This is a genomic window from Streptomyces sp. NBC_01003, assembly GCF_045162695.1.
Taxonomy (GTDB): domain Bacteria; phylum Actinomycetota; class Actinomycetes; order Streptomycetales; family Streptomycetaceae; genus Streptomyces.
Genome location: NZ_CP108707.1, coordinates 6002919 through 6025743 on the forward strand (window position 1 = coordinate 6002919; position 22825 = coordinate 6025743).

General features: G+C 71.1%; 23 protein-coding genes and 1 pseudogene. 16 read left to right on the plus strand and 8 right to left on the minus strand.

Going from position 1 to position 22825, the window contains the following annotated elements; translation table 11 throughout:
• The first annotated feature begins 1 nt into the window (after position 1).
• The 4 genes from OG698_RS27490 to OG698_RS27505 all read left to right on the plus strand — a co-directional run bounded on the left by OG698_RS27490 (position 2) and on the right by OG698_RS27505 (position 3530).
• On the plus strand, positions 2-673 hold the full coding sequence (locus tag OG698_RS27490) for an ABC transporter permease (protein WP_100597925.1): 672 nt from the start codon (positions 2-4) through the stop codon (positions 671-673).
• 11 nt (positions 674-684) lie between these two features.
• Positions 685-1620 carry an ABC transporter substrate-binding protein gene (locus tag OG698_RS27495; protein ID WP_406106087.1) on the plus strand — a complete coding sequence of 312 codons (936 nt, stop codon included), beginning with the start codon at positions 685-687 and terminating at the stop codon, positions 1618-1620.
• A gap of 14 nt (positions 1621-1634) precedes the next feature.
• A complete protein-coding gene (locus tag OG698_RS27500) occupies positions 1635-3035 on the plus strand; it encodes a purine-cytosine permease family protein (RefSeq protein WP_406106088.1) in 1401 nt (466 codons plus the stop codon).
• Positions 3036-3107: 72 nt separating this feature from the next.
• Positions 3108-3530, plus strand: coding sequence for a hypothetical protein (locus OG698_RS27505; protein WP_100597928.1), 423 nt, complete (start codon positions 3108-3110; stop codon positions 3528-3530).
• A gap of 74 nt (positions 3531-3604) precedes the next feature.
• Here OG698_RS27505 and OG698_RS27510 read toward each other — a convergent pair whose 3' ends face one another.
• From OG698_RS27510 to OG698_RS27525, 4 genes are read right to left on the minus strand one after another with little or no spacing between them, the layout of a single operon-like run.
• The gene (locus OG698_RS27510) at positions 3605-3979 is read right to left on the minus strand and encodes a hypothetical protein (RefSeq protein ID WP_326775408.1); all 375 of its coding nucleotides are present in this window, start codon (positions 3977-3979) and stop codon (positions 3605-3607) included.
• Positions 3980-4020: 41 nt separating this feature from the next.
• Positions 4021-4497: a roadblock/LC7 domain-containing protein gene (locus OG698_RS27515; protein ID WP_406106089.1), complete on the minus strand. Its 477-nt coding sequence runs from the start codon at positions 4495-4497 to the stop codon at positions 4021-4023.
• A 38-nt stretch (positions 4498-4535) separates the two neighbouring features.
• Entirely contained in the window at positions 4536-5339 is an 804-nt protein-coding gene (locus OG698_RS27520; protein WP_406106090.1) for a transcriptional regulator, read from the minus strand.
• Positions 5336-5734 carry a hypothetical protein gene (locus tag OG698_RS27525; protein ID WP_100597931.1) on the minus strand — a complete coding sequence of 133 codons (399 nt, stop codon included), beginning with the start codon at positions 5732-5734 and terminating at the stop codon, positions 5336-5338. The genes OG698_RS27520 and OG698_RS27525 overlap by 4 nt, the downstream gene beginning before the upstream one ends.
• Positions 5735-5968: 234 nt before the next feature.
• On the opposite strand from OG698_RS27525, the gene OG698_RS27530 reads away from it, so the two are divergent.
• Positions 5969-6952 (plus strand): NAD(P)-dependent oxidoreductase, encoded by a 984-nt coding sequence (locus tag OG698_RS27530; protein WP_406106092.1) that lies wholly within the window; start codon positions 5969-5971, stop codon positions 6950-6952.
• Here the strand turns inward: OG698_RS27530 and OG698_RS27535 are convergent.
• The gene (locus tag OG698_RS27535; RefSeq protein WP_406106094.1) at positions 6946-7101 is read right to left on the minus strand and encodes a hypothetical protein; all 156 of its coding nucleotides are present in this window, start codon (positions 7099-7101) and stop codon (positions 6946-6948) included. The two genes, OG698_RS27530 and OG698_RS27535, sit on opposite strands and share 7 nt — an antisense overlap.
• A gap of 14 nt (positions 7102-7115) precedes the next feature.
• Positions 7116-7574: pseudogene (locus OG698_RS27540) on the minus strand (diaminopimelate decarboxylase); the annotation flags it as partial.
• Positions 7575-7698: 124 nt separating this feature from the next.
• Between OG698_RS27540 and hutU the strand changes: the two are divergent.
• The 4 genes from hutU (at position 7699) to hutI (ending at position 13217) form a co-directional block, all read left to right on the plus strand.
• The gene (hutU, locus tag OG698_RS27545) at positions 7699-9363 is read left to right on the plus strand and encodes a urocanate hydratase (protein WP_406106095.1); all 1665 of its coding nucleotides are present in this window, start codon (positions 7699-7701) and stop codon (positions 9361-9363) included.
• Positions 9364-9383: 20 nt separating this feature from the next.
• Positions 9384-10595, plus strand: a complete 1212-nt coding sequence (locus OG698_RS27550; RefSeq protein ID WP_406111313.1) for an allantoate amidohydrolase — start codon at positions 9384-9386, stop codon at positions 10593-10595.
• On the plus strand, positions 10586-11938 hold the full coding sequence (locus tag OG698_RS27555) for a formimidoylglutamate deiminase (protein WP_406106097.1): 1353 nt from the start codon (positions 10586-10588) through the stop codon (positions 11936-11938). The genes OG698_RS27550 and OG698_RS27555 overlap by 10 nt, the downstream gene beginning before the upstream one ends.
• Before the next feature lie 109 nt (positions 11939-12047).
• On the plus strand, positions 12048-13217 hold the full coding sequence (gene hutI / locus OG698_RS27560) for an imidazolonepropionase (protein WP_406106099.1): 1170 nt from the start codon (positions 12048-12050) through the stop codon (positions 13215-13217).
• A gap of 106 nt (positions 13218-13323) precedes the next feature.
• Here hutI and OG698_RS27565 read toward each other — a convergent pair whose 3' ends face one another.
• Positions 13324-14208 carry an RNA polymerase sigma factor SigF gene (locus OG698_RS27565; protein WP_406106100.1) on the minus strand — a complete coding sequence of 295 codons (885 nt, stop codon included), beginning with the start codon at positions 14206-14208 and terminating at the stop codon, positions 13324-13326.
• A gap of 261 nt (positions 14209-14469) precedes the next feature.
• Here OG698_RS27565 and OG698_RS27570 point away from each other — a divergent pair, with 261 nt between their 5' ends.
• The 7 genes from OG698_RS27570 (at position 14470) to OG698_RS27600 (ending at position 20936) form a co-directional block, all read left to right on the plus strand.
• The gene (locus OG698_RS27570; RefSeq protein WP_326775412.1) at positions 14470-14838 is read left to right on the plus strand and encodes an STAS domain-containing protein; all 369 of its coding nucleotides are present in this window, start codon (positions 14470-14472) and stop codon (positions 14836-14838) included.
• A 214-nt stretch (positions 14839-15052) separates the two neighbouring features.
• A complete protein-coding gene (locus tag OG698_RS27575) occupies positions 15053-15574 on the plus strand; it encodes an ATP-binding protein (RefSeq protein ID WP_406106102.1) in 522 nt (173 codons plus the stop codon).
• A gap of 194 nt (positions 15575-15768) precedes the next feature.
• Positions 15769-16479 (plus strand): LPXTG cell wall anchor domain-containing protein, encoded by a 711-nt coding sequence (locus OG698_RS27580; RefSeq protein WP_406106104.1) that lies wholly within the window; start codon positions 15769-15771, stop codon positions 16477-16479.
• A 50-nt stretch (positions 16480-16529) separates the two neighbouring features.
• A complete protein-coding gene (locus OG698_RS27585) occupies positions 16530-17522 on the plus strand; it encodes a hypothetical protein (protein WP_406106106.1) in 993 nt (330 codons plus the stop codon).
• Entirely contained in the window at positions 17519-18649 is a 1131-nt protein-coding gene (locus OG698_RS27590; RefSeq protein ID WP_406106107.1) for a hypothetical protein, read from the plus strand. The genes OG698_RS27585 and OG698_RS27590 overlap by 4 nt, the downstream gene beginning before the upstream one ends.
• Before the next feature lie 38 nt (positions 18650-18687).
• Positions 18688-19995, plus strand: coding sequence for a hypothetical protein (locus OG698_RS27595; RefSeq protein WP_406111315.1), 1308 nt, complete (start codon positions 18688-18690; stop codon positions 19993-19995).
• Positions 19996-20114: 119 nt separating this feature from the next.
• On the plus strand, positions 20115-20936 hold the full coding sequence (locus OG698_RS27600) for a MerR family transcriptional regulator (RefSeq protein WP_406106109.1): 822 nt from the start codon (positions 20115-20117) through the stop codon (positions 20934-20936).
• A 131-nt stretch (positions 20937-21067) separates the two neighbouring features.
• Here the strand turns inward: OG698_RS27600 and OG698_RS27605 are convergent, their stop codons facing one another.
• Positions 21068-22555 carry a peptide MFS transporter gene (locus OG698_RS27605; protein ID WP_406106111.1) on the minus strand — a complete coding sequence of 496 codons (1488 nt, stop codon included), beginning with the start codon at positions 22553-22555 and terminating at the stop codon, positions 21068-21070.
• Between the last annotated feature and the right edge of the window lie 270 nt (positions 22556-22825).

The window sequence follows — 22825 nt, forward strand, 5'->3', positions numbered from 1 at the left end:
GATGTACGAGCTCTTCAAGAACCTCGGCGCGTGGCTGGTCGACGGCGACCAGTGGGCGGGCCCCGACGGCATCGGGCACCGCCTCGCCGAGCACCTCCAGTACTCGCTGCTCGCCACGCTCATCGCGGCCGTCATCGCACTGCCGCTCGGCCTGCTCATCGGCCACACCGGGCGCGGCGCGTTCCTCGCGATCAACCTGTCCAGCTTCGGCCGCGCGCTGCCGACCGTCGGCCTGGTCGTCCTCGTCTTCCTGGCGAGCGGCCTGTCCATGTGGCCGGTCTACATCGCGCTCGTCGCCCTCGCGGTCCCGTCGATCGTCACCAACACGTACGCGGGCATGTCCGCCGTGGACCCGGAGGTCAGGGACGCGGCGCGCGGCCAGGGCATGCGCGGCCACCAGGTCCTGTTCCAGGTGGAGCTGCCGCTCGCGATGCCGCTGATCATGACCGGCCTGCGGCTCGCCCTGATCCAGGTCGTCGCGACGGCGACCATCGCCGCGTACGTCTCCTTCGGCGGCCTCGGCCGCTACGTCTTCGACGGGCTCGCCCAGCGCGACCTCGTGCAGGTGCTCGGCGGTGCCGTCCTCGTGGCGGTCGTCGCCGTCGTACTCGACCTCGCGCTCTCCGCACTGCAGCGCGCCCTCTTCCGCCACCGCCCCGCCAAGTCGGCCTAGGAGCACGCAAGATGAACCGCAGGACTGTCATCGGCGGCCTGTTCGCCGCAGCCTCCGTCCCCGCGCTCGCCGCGTGCAGCGGCGGCATCACCACTCTCGACGGCCAGGGCTCGGGCGGCGGGGGCGGCGGCTCCAGCAAGAACGGCGTCACCATCGGCACCGCCAACTTCACCGAGAACCAGGTGCTCGGCTACCTGTACGCGGCCGCGCTCGAAGCGGCCGGTGTGAAGACGAAGGTCCGCCCCAACCTCGGCACCCGCGAGATCCTCATCCCCGCCCTCGAGGGCGGCGACATCGACCTGCTCCCCGAGTACCAGGGCGCCCTCCTGCACTACCTCGACCCGAAGTCGACGGCCACCGAGGAGGGCGAGATGCAGAACGCCCTCGCCGTCGCCCTGCCCAAGGGCCTGCAGATCCTGCCCTACGGCCTGGCGGAGGACTCCGACGCGTTCGTCGTCACCGCCGAGACGGCGAAGAAGTACAAGCTGACCTCGCTCGCCGACCTGGCCGGGCACAACGGCAAGCTCGTCATCGGCGCCGCCCCCGAGGTGAAGAAGCGCCAGGTGGGTGCGGTCGGCCTGAAGGACGTGTACGGCGTCGAGTTCAAGGAGTTCAAGTCCCTCGACTCGTCGGGGCCGCTGGTCAAGGGCGCCCTGAGGAAGGGCGACGTCGACGTGGCGAACCTCTTCACCACCGACACGGACATCGTCGACAACCACTGGGTCGTCCTCACCGACCCCAAGAACCTCGTCCCCGGCCAGCACGTCGTCCCGCTCGTCGCCGACCGCAAGGCCGACTCGACGGTCCGCAAGGCGCTCGCGCGCCTGGGCAACGTACTGACGACGGAGCAGCTCACCGAGCTCAACCGGCAGGTGGACAAGGACAAGAAGGATCCCGAGGACGTCGCCGACGCGTACGCGCGTCAGCACGGGATCAGCAAGGGCTGAAGGAGAGTCGGATCATGGCCGAAGCACTCGTGGAGCGGCGCTCCATCGACGTAGTCCCCGACGAGGAACGTCACGGCACGGCGTTCTCGCAGTTCACGCTCTGGCTCGGCGCGAACCTCCAGATCACCGCCGTCGTGACGGGCGCACTCGCCGTCGTCTTCGGCGGGGACGTGGTCTGGTCGCTCGTCGGTCTGGTCGTCGGCAACCTGCTGGGCGGCGCCGTCATGGCGCTGCACTCGGCGCAGGGCCCCAGGCTCGGCCTGCCGCAGATGATCCAGTCCCGCGCCCAGTTCGGCGTGCGCGGCGCGGTCGTCCCGCTGCTCCTGGTGATCCTGATGTACGTCGGGTTCTTCGCGAGCGGCAGCGTGCTCGCCGGGCAGGCCGTCGGCGAGCTCACGCACACCGGCGACACCACGGGCATCGTCGTGTTCGCCCTGGTCACCGGAGCGATGGCGACCGTCGGCTACCGCGTCATCCACGCGCTCGGCCGGGTCGCCAGCATCGTGTGCGCCATCGCCTTCGTCTACCTCGGCATCCGGCTCCTGGACCGGGTCGACCTCTCCGCGCTGCTGCACGACGCGCACTTCGACGCCCCGATGTTCCTGCTCGCCATCTCGCTCTCCGCGTCCTGGCAGCTCGCCTTCGGCCCGTACGTCGCGGACTACTCGCGCTATCTGCCCCGCACGACATCGGCGAAGTCCACGTTCTGGTGGACGCTGTCGGGGTCGGCGATCGGCTCGCAGTGGTCGATGACGTTCGGCGTCCTCGTCGCGGCGACGGCGGGCGCGAAGTTCCTCGACAACCAGGTCAGTTATGTGGTCGGCCTCGGCGGCGCCGGACTCATCGCCTCGTTCCTGTACTTCGTGATCGCGCTCGGCAAGCTGACCATCAACGTGCTCAACACGTACGGCGGCTTCATGTCGATGGTGACGAGCGTCAGCGGATTCCGCGGGCAGAAGGTCCTCTCGCAGCGCGCCAGGGCCGCGTACATCGCGCTGATCATGATCGCGGGCACGGCGGTCGCGCTGGTCGGCAAGGACAGCTTCCTGTCGTCCTTCAAGGACTTCCTGCTGTTCCTGCTGACGTTCTTCACGCCCTGGTCGGCGATCAACCTGGTCGACTACTACCTGATCTCCAAGGAGCGGTACGACATCCCGGCCCTCTCCGACCCGCACGGGCGCTACGGGGCCTGGCGCTGGGACGCGCTCACCGTGTACGCGGTCGGGCTCCTCGCGCAGCTCCCGTTCCTCGCCACGCACTTCTACACGGGCCCCCTCGTCGAGCCGCTCGGCGGCGCCGACATCTCCTGGATCGTGGGGCTCGTGGTGCCGGCCGTCCTGTACTGGGCCGTGGCCCGGCGCAACACGGCGCACATCCCCGAGCGGACGCTGCGTGAGCCGGTGGCGGCGGAGTAGGGGCCGGCCCAGGGACAAGAGGGGGGCTAGCCCCACTGTCACGGCGGGATTCGTTCCGTACCGTAGGCCGGTATGGAAGCCCGTGACGCCGAACTCAAGAAGGAACTCGACGCCACCCTGCACGCACGCAGGGAACTCGGCGAAGAGTACGAGTCCGCGCTCGTCGACTCGTTCCTGGACAAGGTCGAGCAGCGCCTCGACGGTGCCGTGGACCGCCGCGTGCGGCGGCAGCTGGCGGAACAGCAGATGGTCGTCGCGCGGGGAGCGCGCTCCCCGCGCGGCGACAGCGACAGCTGGGGCGAGCGCTTCGGCTTCGGCGTCGTCTCCCTGGTCCTCGCCATCCCGCTGTCCGCGATCGCCGTCGTCAACGCCGATCTCCCCGGCCTGCTGATCGCCTGGACGGGCATCGTCGGCGTGAACGCGCTGCACGCGGTGCGGGGGATGCCGAGGTTCGGGTCGCGCAAGGAGCGAGACTCCTCGGACTGGGAGGACTGAGCCCCCGCGCGCGGGGGACGCCGCACCCGGCGGGGCGCGGCGCCGTCCCTGAGCGGGCGGGAGGGCCTGGAGGCTCAGACGTCCAGCTCCGCCTCGATCTTCTTCAGCTGGTGGCGTGCCATCGCCAGGTTCGCGCGGCTCGAGTCGAGGACCAGGTACAGGAAGAGGCCGTTGCCGGAACGCCCCGACAGCAGGCGGATCAGGTGGTACTGGGTGCCGAGCGTGATCAGGATGTCCTCGATCTCGTCCTTGAGGCCGAGGTGCTCCATGGTGCGGAGCTTCGCCCGTACGACGTCGGTGTTGCCCGCGGCGGCCACTTCGAGGTCGAAGTCCTTGCTGCCGCCGATGGTGCCGAGCGCCATCCCGCTCGTGTAGTCGACGAGCGCGGCGGCGGTGGCGCCTTCGATCGAGGTGACGGCGTCCTTGAGGGAGGCTTCGGTGTTGGCCATGGTCGGTCCTTTCGAGGGATGCGCGTGTGCGGTGGAGTCGGTCAGGAAGCGGACGGGGGCGGTACGGGGCGTGTCGGCAGCCGCTGTTGCCGGGGCGACGGCCGTGGCTGGCGCCGGTCGGGCGCGGGCCGCGGTTCGACGAGTGTCAGGACGTCCGCCACGAGTTCGCCGATACGCGCCCCGGAGCGGCGGCCCTCCAGGTGCAGGCGGCCGACGCTGACCTGGTCGTCCGCGAGCAGCGTCAGGACGGCTGACGGGCCGGCCGCGTAGGTGGCCACATAGCCGTGGGTGCCGCGCACGAGGAGTTCGCGGAGGTCGCCGCGCCCCGTCGCGTCGGCCATGCGCAGGGCCACACCGAGTGAGGCGGCGGTGAGCGCGGCGATGGACTCGGCCTCCACGCCCGGGGTGTCCTGGGCGAGGACGAGCCCGTCGACACCCGCCGCGAGCGCACCCGTGAGGCGGGGCATGCGAGCCCTCAACCGGTGCAGTTCTTCGAGGACTTCTGCCTCGGCCGTCATCAGCTGTCTCCTCTCGGCACGCTGGCGGAGCGCGCGTCTCACAGGGCCTCCAGCGCGTCTCTGAGGCGGCGTAACAGGGCGACATCGGCGTCGGCCGACGCCGCGCCCGCCCAGGCGGGCACGGCCGGGGCGGGCGGCAGCGGACGCGGCGCCGCAGCCCGTACGAGGCCGGCGGCGGCGAGCCTGCGCAGATCCACCAGGGTGTGGAAGGCGGGCCTGCCGAGGACGTGGGAGATGTCGGCCGCGGTGCGCGCCCCGTCCACCAGGGCGAGCACCGCGTGCTGGCGCGGCGGCACGGCGGGGCTGTGGCCGCCGCCGTCCCGTTCGAGGGGCGCCGTGTCGGTCGCGGCGTCGGGCCGGATGCCGTGCAGCAGCTCGCGCCGGCGCAGCGTCTCGGCCTCCACGGACGCGACGGAGACGGGGTGGACGGTGCCGAACCAGTGGGCGGCGCCGTAGCGGAAGCGGGCCGGGGCGCCGCTGGGCGCGAGGGCGAAGAACGCGGCGTCGTAGAGGGCGCCCAGGTGGCACAGTTCGAGCGCGCCGTCGGTGAGCCGGCCGCTCTCCACGAGGTACCGGCCGACCCGCTGCCGTGTCCCGGCCGCGTCGACGGCCTCCCACCAGCCGTCGGGGTGCAGGGTGCCGCCGGTGGTGAGCAGGACGTCGATGCCGGGCGTCGCGGGGCTCTCGGCGTGCACGACCTGTCCGTCGGCGAGGTAGAGCGTGCCGCGGTCGCGCAGCAGGGCGCCGGTGGCCCGCTCCTCGGCGAGGCGGCGCAGCATGGGGGAGACCCCGGCCGGTGCCGTGGTGTGCCCCTCGGCCCTGGCCGCTGCCGTCGCGGTCACCCGAGCACCAGCCGGTCCGCCATCTCGCCGAGCCGGATGCGGGACAGCGCCAGGTTGCCCTGTTCCCGGTCGAGCCAGAGATGGAGGAAGACGCTGCTGTCGAACGTGGTCCGCACGAAGCGCAGCACGTGATAGCCGTCCCGGCTGGTGACGATGACGTCCTCGACCGGCGGCTCGCCGGCGGACCAGTCGGCGCCGCCGGCGGGTGCGAAGGCGCGGTGCTCGGCTGTCATCCGGGCCAGCTCGGCGGCTTCCGCGGCGGTCGCCTCGTGGTCCCCGTTCGGCGAGTCCCCGACGGTGCCGAGGGCGAGCCCGCTGGTCCAGTCGACCACGGAGGCACCCCGCGCACCGGGCAGCCGCATGGCTTCCAGCAGGCACTCGTCGATTCCGGGCACACCGGACTCCTCCCGTACGTGACGTTCGGCCGTGTGCACGACGTTACGCAACGTACGGAGGCCAGGTGAGGGTTCTGGCATTTTCCAGTGGAACATGCGTGGAGCTACTAGAATCCGCCAACCGGCTTGATATCCGCGGGAGTCGGGGGCATCGAGCATCCCCGGCAGAGCCCCCGCAGGTCCTTGTGCGCAGTGCGCGAAGAACATCAACTACCTTCCTCGTCCGATAGATTGATGGGTTATCAATCCATGACCGGCAGGGCGAGGGGACAGATGGTGCGGCACTTCGGTGAGCTGGAACGGGCGGTGGTCCTGATCGATCCCGCGCTGCCGGACTCTGTACGCGAGGGGCTGGAGAAGATCACCGGCCGCACCGTGGCACGCTACGACGCGTCGTCCGCGCCGGATCCCGGGCAGCCCGTCATCCACGTGGGCCCGGTCCTCCCGGAATCGCTGCGCGGAGGCCGACTCCGCTGGTTCCACAGCACCAACGCGGGCATCGACGCGCTCCTCGCTTCCGGAACCTGGCCCGAGGGCGCGCTCCTCACTCGCACCGTGGGCCGCATGGGCGAGCGGATCGCGCAGTACGTACTGGCGTGGATCCTCGCCGAGTGCCAGACCGTCCCCTCCTTCCTGGAGCAGCAGCGGCGCGCGGAATGGCGCCGCGTCCCCTCCGAACTCGCCGCGGGACAGCTCGCGTTGGTCTACGGCGCGGGCCGCATCGGCGAACGCGTCGCGGCATACCTGCGCGGCTGCGGCATCCGCACCCTGAACGTCGCGCGGACCGCCCGCACCCTGCCGGACGGGGGTGAGGTCGTGACGGCCGAGACGGCCGACGCCCAGCTCGGCCGGGCCCGCTGGTTGGTGTCCACGCTCCCGCTGACCGCCGGTACGGAGAACTACTTCGGCGCCCGGCGCTTCACCGCCCTGCGCGGCGCCACCTTCCTCAACACCGGCCGCGGCGCCGCCGTCGACCTCGCCGCGCTCGCCGCGGCCCTGGACGAGGGAACGGTGCGTGCGGCCGTGCTCGACGTGCTGCGCGAGGAACCCGCGGCGTCCGACGACGTGGTGTGGCGGCTGCCGCGCACCGTGATCACCTCGCACTCCGCGGGCATCACCGCGCCCGACGACGTCTGCACCGACTTCGCGGCCTGCTGGGACGAACTGCGAAAGGGGCGCACCCCCGCGCTCGCCGTGGACCCAGGCTGTGGCTACTGACGGCCGCAAGGCCGCGAGCTGTACGTGTATTGCTGGGCGAAGGAGTACGCGCCGGTGTCGAGCGCGGCGGCGTGGTCGCCCTGTTCGAGCCGGGGCAGGTCGTGGTTCTCGGCGAGGAGGTCGCCGGCGAAGCAGGCGGGGCCCGCCACGTCCTGGGTGACGGGCCGGCCGGGCTTCGGGTGGCCCGCCGGACGAGGGCGTCGAGGCGGGCCAGTTCCTGAGGGTTGTCCGCGTTCACCGGGATGCCGAGCGCGAGGGCCTCGCGCAGTTCGGCGGGGGTTTTCGCGGGGGAGTCGATGACGGTGCGGGCGGGGGCCCTGCCCGCGGCCCGGGCGAGGGCCGGCTCGCCGGGGCTCGCGACCTCCGCCCGGATGCCCTCCCCGTGCAGCAGCCGCCGGACCGGTGCGAGTGGTGTCGCCTTTACGGCGAAGGCGTGCAGGACGGGTAGTGCCGGGTGCGGTGACCTCATCGAACGCGACGCGGCCGACGCGCGGACCCCGGTGACGTCGAGCAGCCCCGCGACGGGTGTGGCGGGGCTGACGAGTCCCTGTTCGGCGGTGGCGCGAACGCCCTGGTCGCGGCGGGTGGCGGCGTCGCACTTCAGTGCCTGGTCCGCGGTCATGGGGCCAGGCGACCCCCTATGTCCCGCACCGCAGCGGGCCAACCTGCCGCGGAGATGTATTGACTAGCTCTATTCAGAGCGCCAGGATGTGAATATTCACGGCAACAGTTTCTAGGAGGCAGCCATGTCAGGACCCCGCCCCGTACGAGCCCCGCGCGGTACGGAACTGAACACCCTGGGATGGCAGCAGGAGGGCGCCCTGCGGATGCTCATGAACAACCTCGACGCGGAGGTTGCCGAGCACCCCGACAAGCTGGTCGTCTACGGGGGCACCGGCAAGGCGGCCCGGTCCTGGGAGGCGTACGACGCGATCGTGCGCACGCTCAAGACGCTGAAGTCGGACGAGACCCTCCTCGTGCAGTCCGGCAAGCCGGTCGGTGTCATGCGCACCAGCGAGTGGGCGCCGCGTGTGCTGCTCGCCAACTCCAACCTGGTGGGCGACTGGGCGAACTGGGAGGAATTCCGCAAGCTGGAGGCCGAGGGCCTGACGATGTACGGCCAGATGACGGCCGGTTCGTGGATCTACATCGGCTCGCAGGGCATCGTCCAGGGCACCTACGAGACCTTCGGCGCGGTCGCCCGCAAGAAGTTCAACGGCACTCTCGCCGGGACCATCACCCTCACCGCCGGCGTCGGCGGCATGGGAGGCGCCCAGCCCCTCGCGGTCACCATGAACGAGGGTGTCGCCATCTGCGTCGACGTCGACGAGACCCGCATCGACCGCCGCATCGGCACCCGCTACCTGGACGTGAAGGCCGACAACCTGGACCACGCCCTGGAGCTCGCGGTCCAGGCCCGTGACGAGCGCCGCGGCCTGTCCATCGGCGTGGTGGGCAACGCCGCCGAGATCTTCCCGGAGCTGCTGCGCCGCGAGGCCCCGATCGACATCGTCACCGACCAGACCTCGGCCCACGACCCGCTGGCCTACCTGCCGGTCGGCATCTCGGTCGAGGACTGGGACAAGGAGCGCGAGGCCGACCCGGCCGGCTTCACCGACAAGGCGCGCCACTCGATGCGCCTCCACGTCGAGGCCATGATCGGCTTCCTCGACCGCGGCGCCGAGGTCTTCGACTACGGCAACTCCATCCGCGACGAGGCCCGCAAGGCGGGCTGCGAGCGCGCCTTCGACTTCCCCGGCTTCGTTCCGGCGCACATCCGCCCGCTGTTCGAGGAGGGCCTCGGCCCGTTCCGCTGGGCCGCCCTGTCCGGCGACCCGGAGGACATCGCCAAGACGGACAAGGCGATCAAGGAGCTGTTCCCGGAGAACAAGCACCTGCACCGCTGGATCGACATGGCCGCCGAGCGGATCGCCTTCGAAGGCCTGCCCGCGCGCATCTGCTGGCTCGGCTACGGCGAGCGCCACCTGGCCGGTCTGAAGTTCAACGAGATGGTCGCCTCCGGCGAGCTCTCCGCTCCGGTCGCCATCGGCCGTGACCACCTGGACTCCGGCTCGGTCGCCTCCCCGTACCGCGAGACCGAGGCCATGAAGGACGGCTCCGACGCCATCGCCGACTGGCCGCTGCTCAACGCCCTGGTCAACACGGCCTCCGGTGCCTCCTGGGTCTCCATCCACCACGGCGGCGGTGTCGGCATGGGCCGCTCCATCCACGCCGGCCAGGTCTGCGTCGCCGACGGCACGGAGCTGGCCGCGCAGAAGATCGAGCGCGTCCTCACCAACGACCCGGCGATGGGCGTCATCCGCCACGTCGACGCGGGCTACGAGCACGCGATCGAGGTCGCGGCCGAGCGCGGGGTGCGGGTGCCGATGCGCGAGGGTGACGACGCGTGACGAGTCCTTCCTTCGGCGAGATGTGGCGCGACCTCGCGCCCATCGGCCGCAACAACGAGAGCGGCGGCTACCGCCGCTACGCCTGGACCGCCGCCGACACCGACTGCCGGGCCTGGTTCAAGGCACAGGCCGAGTCCCGAGGCCTGACCTACGAGCTCGACCGCAACGGCAACCAGTGGGCCTGGCTCGGTGACCCGGCCGCCGGGGACGCCGTCGTCACCGGCTCCCATCTGGACTCCGTACCGGACGGCGGCGCGTTCGACGGGCCCCTCGGGGTCGTGTCGTCCTTCGCCGCCCTCGACGAACTCCGCCGCAGGGGAGCGGAGTTCACGCGCCCCCTCGCCCTCACCAACTTCGGTGACGAGGAGGGGGCCCGGTTCGGCCTGGCCTGCGTCGGCTCCCGCCTCACCGCGGGCCGGCTCACTCCCGAGCAGGCGGCGCAGCTGCGGGACGGCGACGGCGTCAGCCTCCCGCAGGCCATGGAGCGGGCGGGCCACGACCCGGAGGCGATCGGCCCCGACCCCGAGCGGCTCGCGCGCATCGGCGCCTTCGTCGAGCTGCACGTGGAGCAGGGCCGCGCCCTGGACCTGTCCGGCGACGCCGTGGGCATCGCGAGCGCGATCTGGCCGCACGGCCGCTGGCGCTTCGACTTCCGCGGCGAGGCCAACCACGCGGGCACCACCCGTCTCGTGGACCGCCGCGACCCGATGCTGTCGTACGCGCAGACCGTCCTGGCGGCCCGCCGCGAGGCAGAACTCGCGGGCGCCGTCGCCACGTTCGGCAAGATCTCCGTCGAGCCGAACGGCGTCAACGCCATCCCGTCCCTGGTCCGGGGCTGGCTCGACTCCCGCGCCGCCGACCAGCAGACCCTCGACACGGTCGTCACAGCCGTCGAGAAGGCGGCGCGCGAGTACGCCGACGCGCACGGCATCGACCTGGAGACGGTGCGCGAGTCGTTCACGCCGGTCGTCGAGTTCGACCACGCGCTGCGCGACGAACTCGGCCGTATTCTCGGCATTCTCGGCACCGACGACAAGCTCACCGTCCCGGTCCTCGGCACCGGCGCGGGACACGACGCCGGAATCCTCGCGGACTCCGTGCCGACCGCCATGCTGTTCGTGCGCAACCCCACGGGCGTCTCGCACTCCCCGGCCGAACACGCCGCGGAGGACGACTGCCTCGCCGGGGTGAACGCACTCGCCGACGTACTGGAGGGCTTGGCGTGCAGGTGACGTACTGGCTGGAACATGCCTGGCTCGACCCGGAGGTCGAGCCGGGCGTGGTCGTCGAGGTGTCGCAGGACGGCCGCATCGCGGACGTGCGCACCGGTGTCGACACCCCGCCCCCCGGCGCGACCGTGCTGCGCGGCCTGACCGTCCCCGGCCTGGCCAACGCCCACAGCCACGCCTTCCACCGCGCCCTGCGCTCCACCGTCCAGGTGGGCTCGGGCACGTTCTGGACGTGGCGCGAGGTCATGTACTCGGTCGCCGACCGGCTGACCCCGGACACGTATCACGCGCTCGCCAGGGCGGTGTACGCGGAGATGGCGCTCGCCGGGATCACCACCGTCGGCGAGTTCCACTATCTGCACCACGCGCCGGGCGGCACCCCGTACGACGACCCGAACGCGATGGGCGAGGCCCTGATCGCGGCCGCCGCCGAGGCCGGCATCCGCATCACGCTCCTCGACACCGCGTATGTCTCGTCGGCCATTGGAGACAAGCACAGCGGCAAGGAGCCCGACCGCCACCAGCGGCGCTTCTCCGACGGCACCACCGAGGCGTGGGCCGAGCGGGCCACGCTCCTCAAGGGCCGCGACCACGCACGCATCGGCGCGGCGATCCACTCCGTGCGGGCCGTCCCCGCGGACCAGCTCGGCACGGTCGCCGAGTGGGCGAGGACGCGCGGCGCGCCCCTGCACGTCCACCTCTCCGAGCAGACCGCGGAGAACGAGGCGTGCCTGGCCGTGCACGGCTGCACGCCGACCCGGCTCCTCGCGGACCACGGCGTGCTCGGCCCGAACACCACGGGTGTCCACAACACGCACCTCACCGACGAGGACATCGCCCTGCTCGGCGGTTCCGGCACGGGCACATGCATGTGCCCCACCACGGAACGCGACCTGGCCGACGGCATCGGCCCCGCCGTCGCCCTCCAGAGGGAGGGCTCACCGCTCTCCCTGGGCTCGGACAGCCACGCCGTCATCGACCTCTTCGAAGAGGCGCGGGCGATGGAGCTGAACGAGCGGCTGCGCACGCGCACCCGGGGCCACTGGACGGCGGCGGCCCTGCTGCGCGCCGCCACGGCCGACGGGCACGCGGCGCTCGGCTGGACCGACGCCGGACGGATCGAACGCGGGGCCCTCGCCGACTTCACGACGGTGGCCCTGGACTCCGTACGCACAGCGGGCCCGCTGCCGCGCCTAGGGGCGGAGACAGCGGTGTTCGCGGCGTCGGCCGCGGATGTCCGGCACACGGTCGTGGGCGGCCGCCATGTGGTCCGTGACGGGCAGCACGAGCTGGTCGGGGATGTCGCGGGGGCGCTGACGGCGGCGATCGGGGCGCTGCGGGGGTAAAGCTGTCCCCTCCCCCAGCCCGCCCCTTCCCGAATGTCCTCAGACGCCGGACGGGCTGACACCACAGCCCGTCCGGCGTCTGAGGTTTCCCCACCCGCGGAGAGGAACCATGACCACCACCGTCATCACCAACATCGGCTCCCTGGTCACCAACGACCCGGCCCAGGGCGACAGCCCTCTCGGTCTCGTCGAGAACGCGGCCGTCGTCATCGAGGACGACCGGATCGCCTGGGTGGGGCCGCAGGCGAAGGCGCCGGCAGCCGACGCCACCCACGACGCCGAAGGCCGCGCCGTCATCCCGGGCTTCGTCGACTCGCACTCCCACCTGGTGTTCGCGGGCGACCGCACCCAGGAGTTCAACGCCCGCATGTCGGGCCGCAGTTACTCCGCCGGAGGCATCCGTACGACGGTCGCGGCCACCCGCGCCGCCACGGACGCGGAGCTGGAGGCGAACCTCGTCCACTACCTCGCCGAGGCGCTGCGCCAGGGCACGACGACGTTCGAGACGAAGTCGGGCTACGGCCTGACCGTCGAGGACGAGGCGAGGGCGCTGCGCATCGCGGCGCGGCACACCGACGAGGTCACCTACCTCGGCGCGCACATCGTGTCGCCGGACTACGCGGACGACCCGGCCGCCTACGTCGCGCTCGTCACCGGCGAGATGCTGGAGGCCTGCGCCCCGCACGCCCGCTGGGTCGACGTCTTCTGCGAGAAGGGCGCCTTCGACGGCGACCAGGCCCGCGCGATTCTCACGGCCGGCCAGGCCCGCGGCCTGCACCCCCGCGTCCACGCGAACCAGCTCAGCTACGGGCCCGGGGTCCAGCTCGCCGTCGAGCTCGACGCGGCGAGCGCCGACCACTGCACGCACCTCACGGACGCGGACGTCGACGCCCTCGCGAACGGCTCCACGGTCGCGACGCTGCTGCCGGGCGCGGAGTTCTCGACGCGCGCGCAGTGGCCCGACGCCCGTCGTCTCCTGGACGCGGGAGCGACCGTGGCGCTGTCCACGGACTGCAACCCGGGCTCGTCGTTCACGTCCTCGGTGCCGTTCTGCATCGCCCTGGCCGTACGTGACATGGGGATGACGCCGGACGAGGCGATCTGGGCCGCGACGGCGGGCGGCGCGCGGGCGCTGCGCCGCGACGACATCGGCCGCGTGGCGCCGGGCGCGTACGCGGACCTGGCCCTGCTCGACGCGCCGAGCCATGTGCACCTGGCGTACCGGCCGGGCGTGCCGCTGGTGTCGGCCGTCTGGCGGCGCGGAGTGCGTGCCGCCTGACCGGGCACACACGCCGTCTTCGCACGCACAAGCCGCCTCCGCGGACTCGGCGCGGAGGCGGCTTGTGCGTGCGAAGACGGCGGAGGTCAGTCGGCCGGCGTGACGGCTATTCCTCCAGCGTGAGGCCCTTGCGCAGGCGGACCAGCGTGCGCGAGAGCAGCCGGGACACGTGCATCTGGGAGATGCCCAGCTCGTCACCGATCTCCGACTGCGTCATGTTGGCGACGAAGCGCAGGGAGAGGATCTTCCGGTCCCGGGAAGGGAGTTCGGCGATCAGGGGCTTCAGGGACTCGACGTACTCGATGCCCTCGAGCTCATGGTCCTCGTACCCGATGCGGTCCGCGAGCGCGCCCTCGGAGTCGTCCTCCTCGGGCTGTGCGTCCAGGGAGCTGGCCGTGTAGGCGTTGGAGGCGGCCATGCCCTCGACGACCTCGTCGTTCGTGATGCCCAGGCGCTCGGCGAGCTCGCCCACCGTCGGTGCGCGGTCGAACTGCTGGGCGAGTTCGTCGCCCGCCTTGGCAAGATCGAGACGAAGCTCCTGGAGCCGCCGCGGAACGCGGACCGACCAGGACGTGTCACGGAAGAAGCGCTTGATCTCGCCGACGATGGTCGGCATCGCGAACGTGGGGAACTCGACGCCACGGCTCAGCTCGAAGCGGTCGATCGCCTTGATCAGGCCGATCGTGCCGACCTGGATGATGTCCTCCATCGGCTCGCTGCGGGAGCGAAACCGGGACGCCGCGAACTTCACCAGGGCGAGATTGAGTTCAACCAGCGTGTTGCGGACATACGAATACTCGTGGGTGCCCTCTTCGAGGGACTCCAGCCGCCCGAAGAGCGTTTTTGACAGGGCCCGTGCGTCCCGGGGAGCCACCTCGTCGAAAGGCGGGATCTCCGGCAGGTCGGCCAGGTTGTCGAAGGCCTCGTGTTCCGGTGGGGGTGTCGACGTCGACGCCTGGTCAGTACGCGATTCGTCGAGCCGGGGTGACATGATGTCCTCCATCGTTCTCGGCATATGGCTGCCGATGCCAATACGTGCACTGCGGTGTGCGGCGCCTCCGTAGCCGGCCGTGGTTGAAACTGTCCTTACTAGGCCTACCCGCTTTTACACTCCGCTTGCAAGTGCGTTCTGTCAGTAAATGTCCGATTCCTAGGGGTTGTTCGGGTACCGGAGGGCGTAGCAAAGGCGTAATGTTCGAGGGCGTCAATGAACAGCCACGACGGTCGAGAAGACTCGGAAGAGAGAGACGTCATGGACCGCGGGACAGTCGGCAGCGCACATCGGGGCCGGCTTCTGGTCGAGGTGCGGGAAGAGGGCGCCAGCGCCGTCGTGACTCCGGTGGGTGAGCTGGATCACCACACCGCCGATCTATTGCGAGAACCCCTGGAGAGCTGTCTCACCGCCGGATTCTCACGGCTGGTGATCGACTGCTCACGGCTGGAGTTCTGTGATTCGACCGGGCTCAATGTGCTGCTCGGTGCCCGCCTCAAGGCGGAAGCCGCCGGCGGTGGAGTCCATCTGGCCGGGATGCTGCCCGTGGTGGCCCGGGTCTTCGAGATCACCGGCGCGGAGGCCGTCTTCACCGTCCATGAGTCGCTGGACGCGGCTCTCGGCGACTGACGGGACGCGTACGCAGGTGAAGCACGGAAGTTACGCGTCAGTTGTCTCTACGTGATCGAGGCGTTACCAGCGTCACACTGACCATGCCGAACAAGTGGGTGTTCCCGCGGATCGGCCGGGCAGGAGACATGCTGGGTCCCACGCCGGACCGCGCCGCCACGGCGGATCATTTCCACACATCACACGTCAAGAGTCTCGGTGAGGTGAAGTGCTGATGAGCACCACCCGGCCTTACTCGCCGGGCGACCGCGGCCCGGAGCCGGAAGCCGCCGGTGATACCGGTGGCACGTCAGGTCTGTCCCCCGCCGACGTAGGGCGGACAGCCGGGCATCAGAGCCGCAGGCTGAACCTGGTCGGGGCGGCCGGCATCGTCCCCCTGGCCCGTGACTTCACCCGTGAGGCGCTGCACGCATGGGGCTGGATGCCGGCGGACACCGCCGACCGGCGGGCCGCCGCCGAGGATGTCCTGCTCGTCGTCTCCGAGCTGGTCACCAACGCCTGCCTGCACGCCGAGGGCCCCGACGAGCTGCGCATCTCCTGTGACAGCAAGGTGCTGCGCATCGAGGTCTCCGACCGGGGGGCCGGGCAGCCCGCGCCCCGGACCCCGCACCGCGCCGGACGCCCCGGCGGGCACGGGATGTTCATCGTGCAGCGCCTGTGCATGGACTGGGGCGTCGTCAGGGCCGCGGGCGTCCCCGGTAAGACCGTCTGGGCCGAAGTCGGGGCGCCCGCCTGACCGGACCCCTTGGGGGGCTTGGGGTTACCCCGGGTTCGTACGTCTCTTCGCACGCGCCGGATCCCATCGGATCCGGCGCGCACTTATGTCTTCCCTCGACAAGGTCCCCGGCGTACCTTGAGCGCCCAATCTGATGTGCCGTCAGTAACTTGGCGCGTGCAACTCAGGAACTCCCGGCATGAGGGGAACTCGAGGTGTCGTACCGGACGTACCAGAAGCGAACGGCAGGGCTCGCGCTCGCCGCGGCCCTGGGCTGTGGCGCGGCTTCCACGGTGCTGCTGGCCGCACCCGCAGCCCACGCCGATGTGCAGGACGTCAACTACCAGTGCAAGACGCCGATCGGGAACAAGGGAGCGGTCTCCCCGATCGACATCAAAGGCGTGAAGAGCGGCAGCGGCTACAAGATCACCATGTCCTTCCAGAAGGGCGTCTCGTCCAGCCCGGTCGAGCTCGGCAAGGGCGCGATGAAGCCCAGCGCCGTCATCAAGCTGGGCGGCGCGGAGAGCGGCTCCCTGCCGGTGTCCGGGCCGCCGAACGCGGAGGCGATCCCCGCCAACACCCCCATCAAGATCAGCGACTTGTCGGGCACCTACACACCGGCCAAGAGCGGCAAGGTCACCTTCACGGCGGGTGTCCTCACCATCAAGGCGCTCGGCACCACGACCACGTGCACACCCGCGAACAGCCCGAAGCCGTCACTGACCCTGGATGTCAAGTCGGCCGGGGGCGGCGGCACTTCGGGCGGATCGTCGGGCGGCTCGCAGAGCACCCCGTCAGGCGGCGAACTGCCGCAGACCGGACCCGAGGACTCCGCGATCGCGCTCGGCACCCTCGGCGGCACGGTGCTGCTCGCGGGCGCGGCGGGCGTGCTGTGGCTGACGCGGCGCAACCAGGCGGCGCGCTGACCTCGGCGGCCGTGCCCGTCCGACACCCGTACGCGAACCTGGAGCCGCCGATGCCGTCCAGTCCCCGGGCCCGCGCCCGCCTTCGCGCGCTGTGCGGGGCCGCCGTCCTGCTGACCGCGGGGGCGGGGGTCCCGGCGGCCGCGGCAGGTACGGCGCCCGCGTGGTCGGTCGCCCCGTCGGCGGGCGGCGGCACCAGGCCCGCGACGGACGGGCGCCCCTACTTCTACGCGGAGGGGGTGCCCGGCACCGTGCTCCAGGACAAGGTGGCCGTCACCAACCCCGGCGGCCGCCCCCTGACCGTGAAGCTGCGGGGCGCCGACGCCGACAACACCGGCACCGGCGCCCTCTCCCTGCGCACGAAGTCGACCGACACGGGCGCGTGGATCACCTTCGCCCGGCGCGAGGTGAAGATCCCGGCGCGCACCCGCGCCGAGGTGCCCTTCACTGTCACCGTCCCGGCCGACGCCACACCCGGCGACCACCCCGGCGCCGTCGTGGCGAGCGCGAACGGGCGCGACACCGGGGTCAGCGTCCATCTGCGGGTCAGCGGCCCCACCCTGTCGGCGCTCACCGTCGAGCGGGTGCGGGTCACCGGCGGCCGGATCTCGTACGACCTCGTCAACCGCGGCAACACCGTCCTGACGCCGAGGCTGGCCGTCCGTGCCGACGGCGTACTCGGCCGGGCGCTCGACCGGCGTCCGCGCACGCTGCCGGTCGAGCTGCTGCCCGGCCGCCGCGTCACCCTCAGCGAGCCCTGGAAGAACGCCCCCGCCCTCGACTCGGTCCGGGTGCGGCTCACGGTCACGGCCGGGGGCGGCGCCCACTACGAGGCGACGGCGACGAAGCGGTTCGTGCCGTGGGCGGCGGTCGCGGGAACGTGCGCCGTGATCCTGGCCGCCGGGGGCGCGGCCTTCTGGCTCGTACGCCGACGGCGGCATGCGGACGGCGAGAACGGCGCGGACAGCGGAAGCAGCGAGAACGGCGCGGACAGCGGGAACCACGGGAGCCAAGAGATCCAAGAGATCCAAGGGAGTTGGTCATGAACCGCCGCCACCGCTGCGGGCCCCGGCTGTGGGCGGCAGCGCTCGTCCTGGTCACCGCGCTCGGCCTTGCCGCCCTGCCGCAGCTGACCGCCGCCGCCTCCGCCGCGGAAGGGCCGGCCGTCACGCTGTCCAAGTCCCAGGCGGGGACGGGCGGTTCGATCACGGTCAGTGGCTCGGGCTGGCGCTCGAAGACGCTGCTCATGATGCTCATCTGCGGCCAGTCCGAACCCGGCAAGGGAGTCATCGGCGGCACCAACTCCTGTGCCAACGCCGACGGCCGCGCCGTCACCACCGGTTCCGACGGCACCTTCAGCAAGAAACTCCCGGTCGCCGAGCCGCCCGTGCCCTGCCCGTGCGTCGTCCACGTGGCGACCGTCACCGGCGACAAGGCGCAGGCGGACGCGGTGCTCAAGGTCGCGGGCCATCCGGTCAAGGCGCTCCCCGCGCAGGCGGGCGGCGGGAAGCTGTCCGTCCTCACCGATACGCGGCTCGACGGTTCGAGCGGCGTCCTGACCTGGTTCGGCGCCCCGGCGTCGCGCACGTTCGTCTTCACCGTCGGCAACGTCGGCTCGGCCCCCCTCAAGGACCCGGTCTTCCAGGTCGGCACCTCCCACGGCGTGTTCGCCCCGCAGTGGGAGGACCAGCAGTGGCGCGGCACGATCGCCCCCGGCAGGAAGGCGCAGATCAAGCTGCCCGTCGAGCTCACCTCGGGCGCGCACGGCAACTACCTGGTCTCCCTCAAGTTCGGCGGCAAGGTCCTCGCCGAGCAGCCGTGGGGCGTGGGCCGCCCCTGGGGCGTGACGCTCTTCTGGATCCTGCTCTGCGTCGTGATCCCGGCGGCGCTGTTCCGGATCGGGATGGCAGTCGTGGACCGCGTACGGCCCCGGCGGTCCGGCGGGGCGGGACGTCACCGCAGCGGGCTGCGCCTGTCCGAAGTGACGGCGCGGCTGCCGAAGTTGACCCTCCCGGAATCGTCCCGCCGCTCCACGGACAAGGACCCCGGCCCCGCCAAGGCTTCTACTTCTACGGCCCTGCCCTGGTTCACCCCGGACACGGATCCGGGCGCACCGGCCGGTCAGCTCTCCGCACCGTCAGACAACAGCCCGACAACGAAGGGAAACACGTGAGCACCCAACGGAGAGTGAGCGCGGCCGGCGTCGCCCTGATGCTGGGCGGTGCGGGCCTCCTGCTCGCCGCCGCACCGGCACAGGCCGCCGAAGTCGCGTACAAGACCGAGTGCATCCCGCCCGCGATCTCCGGCCTGCCGCCCGTGGAGGGCACGACCAAGGTGGAGATCACGGCGCCCGCCGAGGCGAAGGTGGGGGACGAGGTGGAGGTCGTCTGGAAGACGACACAGGCCGCGTCCAGCAACCCGGACGTCCTCGACCTCGACAAGGACACGGTCAAGCCGACCGGCACGGTGAAGGTGGGCGGCGCGCAGACCGCGGACCTGGCGGTGGAGGGCGAGCGTTCCAACCCGCCGATCAAGAAGAACAGCCCCATGGTGCTCTCCGACATGAAGGGCAAGATCAAGCTGACGGCGCCCGGCGAGGTGACGCTGACCCCGGACAAGTACAACATCAACGTCAGCAAGCCGATCTCGACGGACACCAAGTGCTCGCCCAAGGAGACGGTGAAGCCCGGCGCGACCATCAAGGTCACCGACGCGGGCGGCGCGACCACGGGCGGGCTGCCCACCGGCCTCCCGACGGGCCTGCCCACCGGGCTTCCCACGGGCCTGCCGACGGGCGGCACCAGCGGAGGCGGCTCCAACGGCGGTTCCTCCGGTACGGGCGGCAGTGACACCGGTGGCAGCGACACCGGTGGCAGCGGTGGCGGGAAGAGTGACTTCACCGGCAAGGAGGTCCAGATCCCCTACAAGTGCAAGACGCCCATCGGTGACAAGGACGCCACGTCGCCGGTGCAGATCAACGCGAAGAAGGACGGCGGGAACTACGGCCTCACGGTCCAGTTCAAGAAGTCCGTCATGGACAGCCCGGCCGACATCCCGAAGGACTCGGTCAAGCCGTCGATGGAGGTGAAGCTGGGCGGTGCCGACAAGGGCACCGTGCATGTGGAGGGCCCGACGAACGCGGAGCCCATCAAGTCCGGTGAGCCCATCAACATCCCTGACCTGACGGGCACCTACAAGCCGGGCGCCGACGGCAAGTCGACCCTGTCACCCGGCGTCCTCACGGTGAAGGCCCTCGGTACGACGACCACTTGCACCCCGTCGAAGACGGAGGTCTCGCTGGAGATCGACACGGCGGCCCAGCCGGGCGGCGCGGCAGGCGGCTCGGGTTCGGGCTCGGCCGGCGGCTCGGCGGGCGGCGCGGACACCTCCGGCGGCCTCGCGGAAACGGGCTCCTCGAACGACGGCATCCTGCGCGCCCTCGGCCTGGTCGCGGGCACGGTGATCCTGCTGGGCGGAGCGGTGTTCACGTTCCTGCCGCGGCGGCGCGGGGTGAGCTGAACGAACAGCTGAGCCAATGGGCCCGGGGCGCGCACGGTCGCCCCGGGCCCATGTCGGCTTCCCCGGGCCAGTAGCTTCTTGACCCTCACACCGTGTCAGGCGGTCAGCTCGGAGACATCATGTTCACCATCGGAGACTTCGCCCGGCACGGCCGCGTCTCGGTCCGGATGCTGCGTCACTACGACGCGACCGGCCTGCTGCGCCCGGCCCACGTCGACCCTGCGAGCGGCTATCGCTACTACAGCGCTGCTCAGCTCGCCCGCCTCAACCGGATCATCGCGCTCAAGGACCTCGGATTCGTCCTTCAGCAGGTGCAGGACATCGTGGACGAGAGGGTCGGTGTCGAGGAGCTGCGCGGCATGCTGCGGCTGCGGCGGGCGGAACTGGAGTCCGCAAGGGCTGCCGCAGAGGCACGGCTGGTCCAGGTCGAGGCGAGGCTCCGAGCGATCGAGAGTGAGGGGCACATGCCCACGAACGACGTTGTCATCAAGAGCGTCCCCGCTGTCCGGGTGGCGGAGCTGACCGCGACCGCCGCAAGTTTCGGGCCCGAGGACATCGGCCCGGTCATCGGGCCGCTCTACGACGAGCTGTTCCGGTGCCTGGGCTCGGCGGGCATCACCCCCACGGGCCCTGGAGTCGCGTACTACGAGGACGCCCCGGAGGGCGGCGGCAGGATCAGCGTGCACGCTGCCGTCCAGGTCTCCGCCCCTCTTCAGGACGGCGCCTTCCGTGTCCACGACCTGCCGCCCCTCGGCCAGGCGGCGACCATCGTGCACCGCGGTTCGATGGACACCGTGATCCCCACCGCCCAGACCCTGGCCCGCTGGACCGATGCCAACGGCTACCGGTCGAACGGTTACCCCCGCGAGGTCAACCTGGAGTGTCCCGAGAACGCTGACGACTGGGTGACGGAATTGCAGGCACCGGTGACCCGGGCCTGATCAATCGCCGTCCGCGACAGCAAGGCCCCCACGGCTGAACCCGCCGGGGCGTACAGCGCAAACGCCGAAGGGCCGCCGCACCGATTCCGGTGCGGCGGCCCTTCACACGCGTACAGGCCGAGCGGAGTGCGTCAGTGCACGTCGCCCATGAGCTCCTTGACCTTCTTGCGGTACATGAAGACCGCGCCACCCGCGATCACCGCGAGCGCGGCCTCCAGGGCCACGACGCCCGAGCCGTTGAGGTCGGCGCCGTACGTGGAGAGCAGACCCGTCACCGCGTCGCCCGCCGTCACCGCGAGGAACCAGACACCCATCATCTGGGAGCCGTACTTCGCCGGGGCCATCTTGGTGGTCACCGAGAGGCCGACCGGGGAGAGGGTCAGCTCGCCGACCGTCTGGACGAAGTAGATCAGGACGAGCCACCAGGGGCTGACCTTGCCGTCGCCCGCGGCCGTCAGCGGCAGCAGGAAGACGAAGAAGGAGATACCGACGAGGACCAGGCCCAGCGAGAACTTGGTGACCGTGCTCGGCTCCTTGCCCTTGCGGGCCAGCGCCAGCCAGATCATGGCGGCGACCGGGGCCAGCGCCATGATGATCACCGGGTTCACGGACTGGAACCAGGAGACCGGGAAGTCCCAGCCGAGGACGCTCGTGTTGGCGTGGCTGTCGGCGAAGATCGACAGGGTGGAGCCACCCTGGTCGTAGATCATCCAGAAGACGGCGGCGGCGACGAAGAACCAGATGTAGCCGGAGACCTTGGACTGCTCGGTGCTCGTCAGTTCCTTGTCGCGCTTGATGCGGCCGAGGACCACGATCGGGACGATCAGGCCGATCAGCATGAGCGGGACCATCACCCAGTTCAGGGTGTAGGTGCCGGTGCCCACGAGGATGCCGTAGAAGACGACCGCGACGAGCAGCCAGATCATCGACTTCTTCAGCGTGGCGGCACGCTCGGCGGCGTCCAGCGGCTTCGGGACGACCGACGACTTCTCCGACAGGTGGCGGGTGCCCAGCAGGAACTGGCCGAGGCCGATCGCCATGCCGACCGCGGCGAGCGCGAAGCCGAGGTGCCAGTTCACGTTCTGGCCGACGGTGCCGATGACCAGCGGCGCGGCGAACGCGCCGAGGTTGATGCCCATGTAGAAGACGGTGAAGCCGCCGTCACGGCGCGGGTCGTCGGCGCCGTTGTAGAGGTGGCCCACCATCGTCGAGATGTTGGACTTCAGCAGACCCGAACCGACGGCCACGAAGAGCAGACCGACGTAGAAGACGCCGTTCGACGGGACGGCCAGCAGCAGGTGACCGAGCATGATCACCGCACCGGCGATCGCGGTCGTCTTGCGGGGTCCCCACACACGGTCGCCGAACCAGCCGCCGGGCATGGCGAGCAGGTACACCGTCGAGACGTAGACGGAGTAGATGGCGATCGCGGTGCCCGCGTCGAGGCCGAGCCCCTCGGGGGCCACCAGGTACAGCGGAAGCAGGGCGCGCATGCCGTAGTAGGAGAAACGCTCCCACATCTCGGTCATGAACAGAGTGGCCAGACCGCGAGGGTGGCCGAAGAAGGTCTTACCGCCGGAGGGTGCCCCGGTGGATTCCTTCGTCAGGCTGGTCGCCATGGAAGTTCCTTGCTGGTACGGGTCGCGGGTCGTGGGTGACCGCGCGGCCAGTGAGGGGGGTGGCCGGCACCGGGACCTGCCGTCCTCCACCCCACGCCCACAGGGGATCACCTCCGCGTGCGAAGACGCTTACGGAGACCAGGTACGGCTGTCCCGGGATCCACACCCCGTGCGCGACTTCGCGTCCGGGGCCCGGCCCACAGGTCATTCCTTCAACGCTGGCGGTGACCAGCTCACACATGAAAGAGACCTTCGCAGCGCGTACGCTCA

Coding starts and splice junctions, on each gene's coding strand:
- OG698_RS27490 (WP_100597925.1), top strand. CDS start 2: ATGTACGAGCTCTTCAAGAACCTCGGCGCGTGGCTGGTCGACGGCGAC.
- OG698_RS27495 (WP_406106087.1), top strand. CDS start 685: ATGAACCGCAGGACTGTCATCGGCGGCCTGTTCGCCGCAGCCTCCGTC.
- OG698_RS27500 (WP_406106088.1), top strand. CDS start 1,635: ATGGCCGAAGCACTCGTGGAGCGGCGCTCCATCGACGTAGTCCCCGAC.
- OG698_RS27505 (WP_100597928.1), top strand. CDS start 3,108: ATGGAAGCCCGTGACGCCGAACTCAAGAAGGAACTCGACGCCACCCTG.
- OG698_RS27510 (WP_326775408.1), bottom strand. CDS start 3,979: ATGGCCAACACCGAAGCCTCCCTCAAGGACGCCGTCACCTCGATCGAA.
- OG698_RS27515 (WP_406106089.1), bottom strand. CDS start 4,497: ATGACGGCCGAGGCAGAAGTCCTCGAAGAACTGCACCGGTTGAGGGCT.
- OG698_RS27530 (WP_406106092.1), top strand. CDS start 5,969: ATGGGTTATCAATCCATGACCGGCAGGGCGAGGGGACAGATGGTGCGG.
- hutU (WP_406106095.1), top strand. CDS start 7,699: ATGTCAGGACCCCGCCCCGTACGAGCCCCGCGCGGTACGGAACTGAAC.
- OG698_RS27550 (WP_406111313.1), top strand. CDS start 9,384: ATGTGGCGCGACCTCGCGCCCATCGGCCGCAACAACGAGAGCGGCGGC.
- hutI (WP_406106099.1), top strand. CDS start 12,048: ATGACCACCACCGTCATCACCAACATCGGCTCCCTGGTCACCAACGAC.
- OG698_RS27565 (WP_406106100.1), bottom strand. CDS start 14,208: ATGTCACCCCGGCTCGACGAATCGCGTACTGACCAGGCGTCGACGTCG.
- OG698_RS27570 (WP_326775412.1), top strand. CDS start 14,470: ATGGACCGCGGGACAGTCGGCAGCGCACATCGGGGCCGGCTTCTGGTC.
- OG698_RS27575 (WP_406106102.1), top strand. CDS start 15,053: ATGAGCACCACCCGGCCTTACTCGCCGGGCGACCGCGGCCCGGAGCCG.
- OG698_RS27585 (WP_406106106.1), top strand. CDS start 16,530: ATGCCGTCCAGTCCCCGGGCCCGCGCCCGCCTTCGCGCGCTGTGCGGG.
- OG698_RS27590 (WP_406106107.1), top strand. CDS start 17,519: ATGAACCGCCGCCACCGCTGCGGGCCCCGGCTGTGGGCGGCAGCGCTC.
- OG698_RS27595 (WP_406111315.1), top strand. CDS start 18,688: ATGCTGGGCGGTGCGGGCCTCCTGCTCGCCGCCGCACCGGCACAGGCC.
- OG698_RS27600 (WP_406106109.1), top strand. CDS start 20,115: ATGTTCACCATCGGAGACTTCGCCCGGCACGGCCGCGTCTCGGTCCGG.
- OG698_RS27605 (WP_406106111.1), bottom strand. CDS start 22,555: ATGGCGACCAGCCTGACGAAGGAATCCACCGGGGCACCCTCCGGCGGT.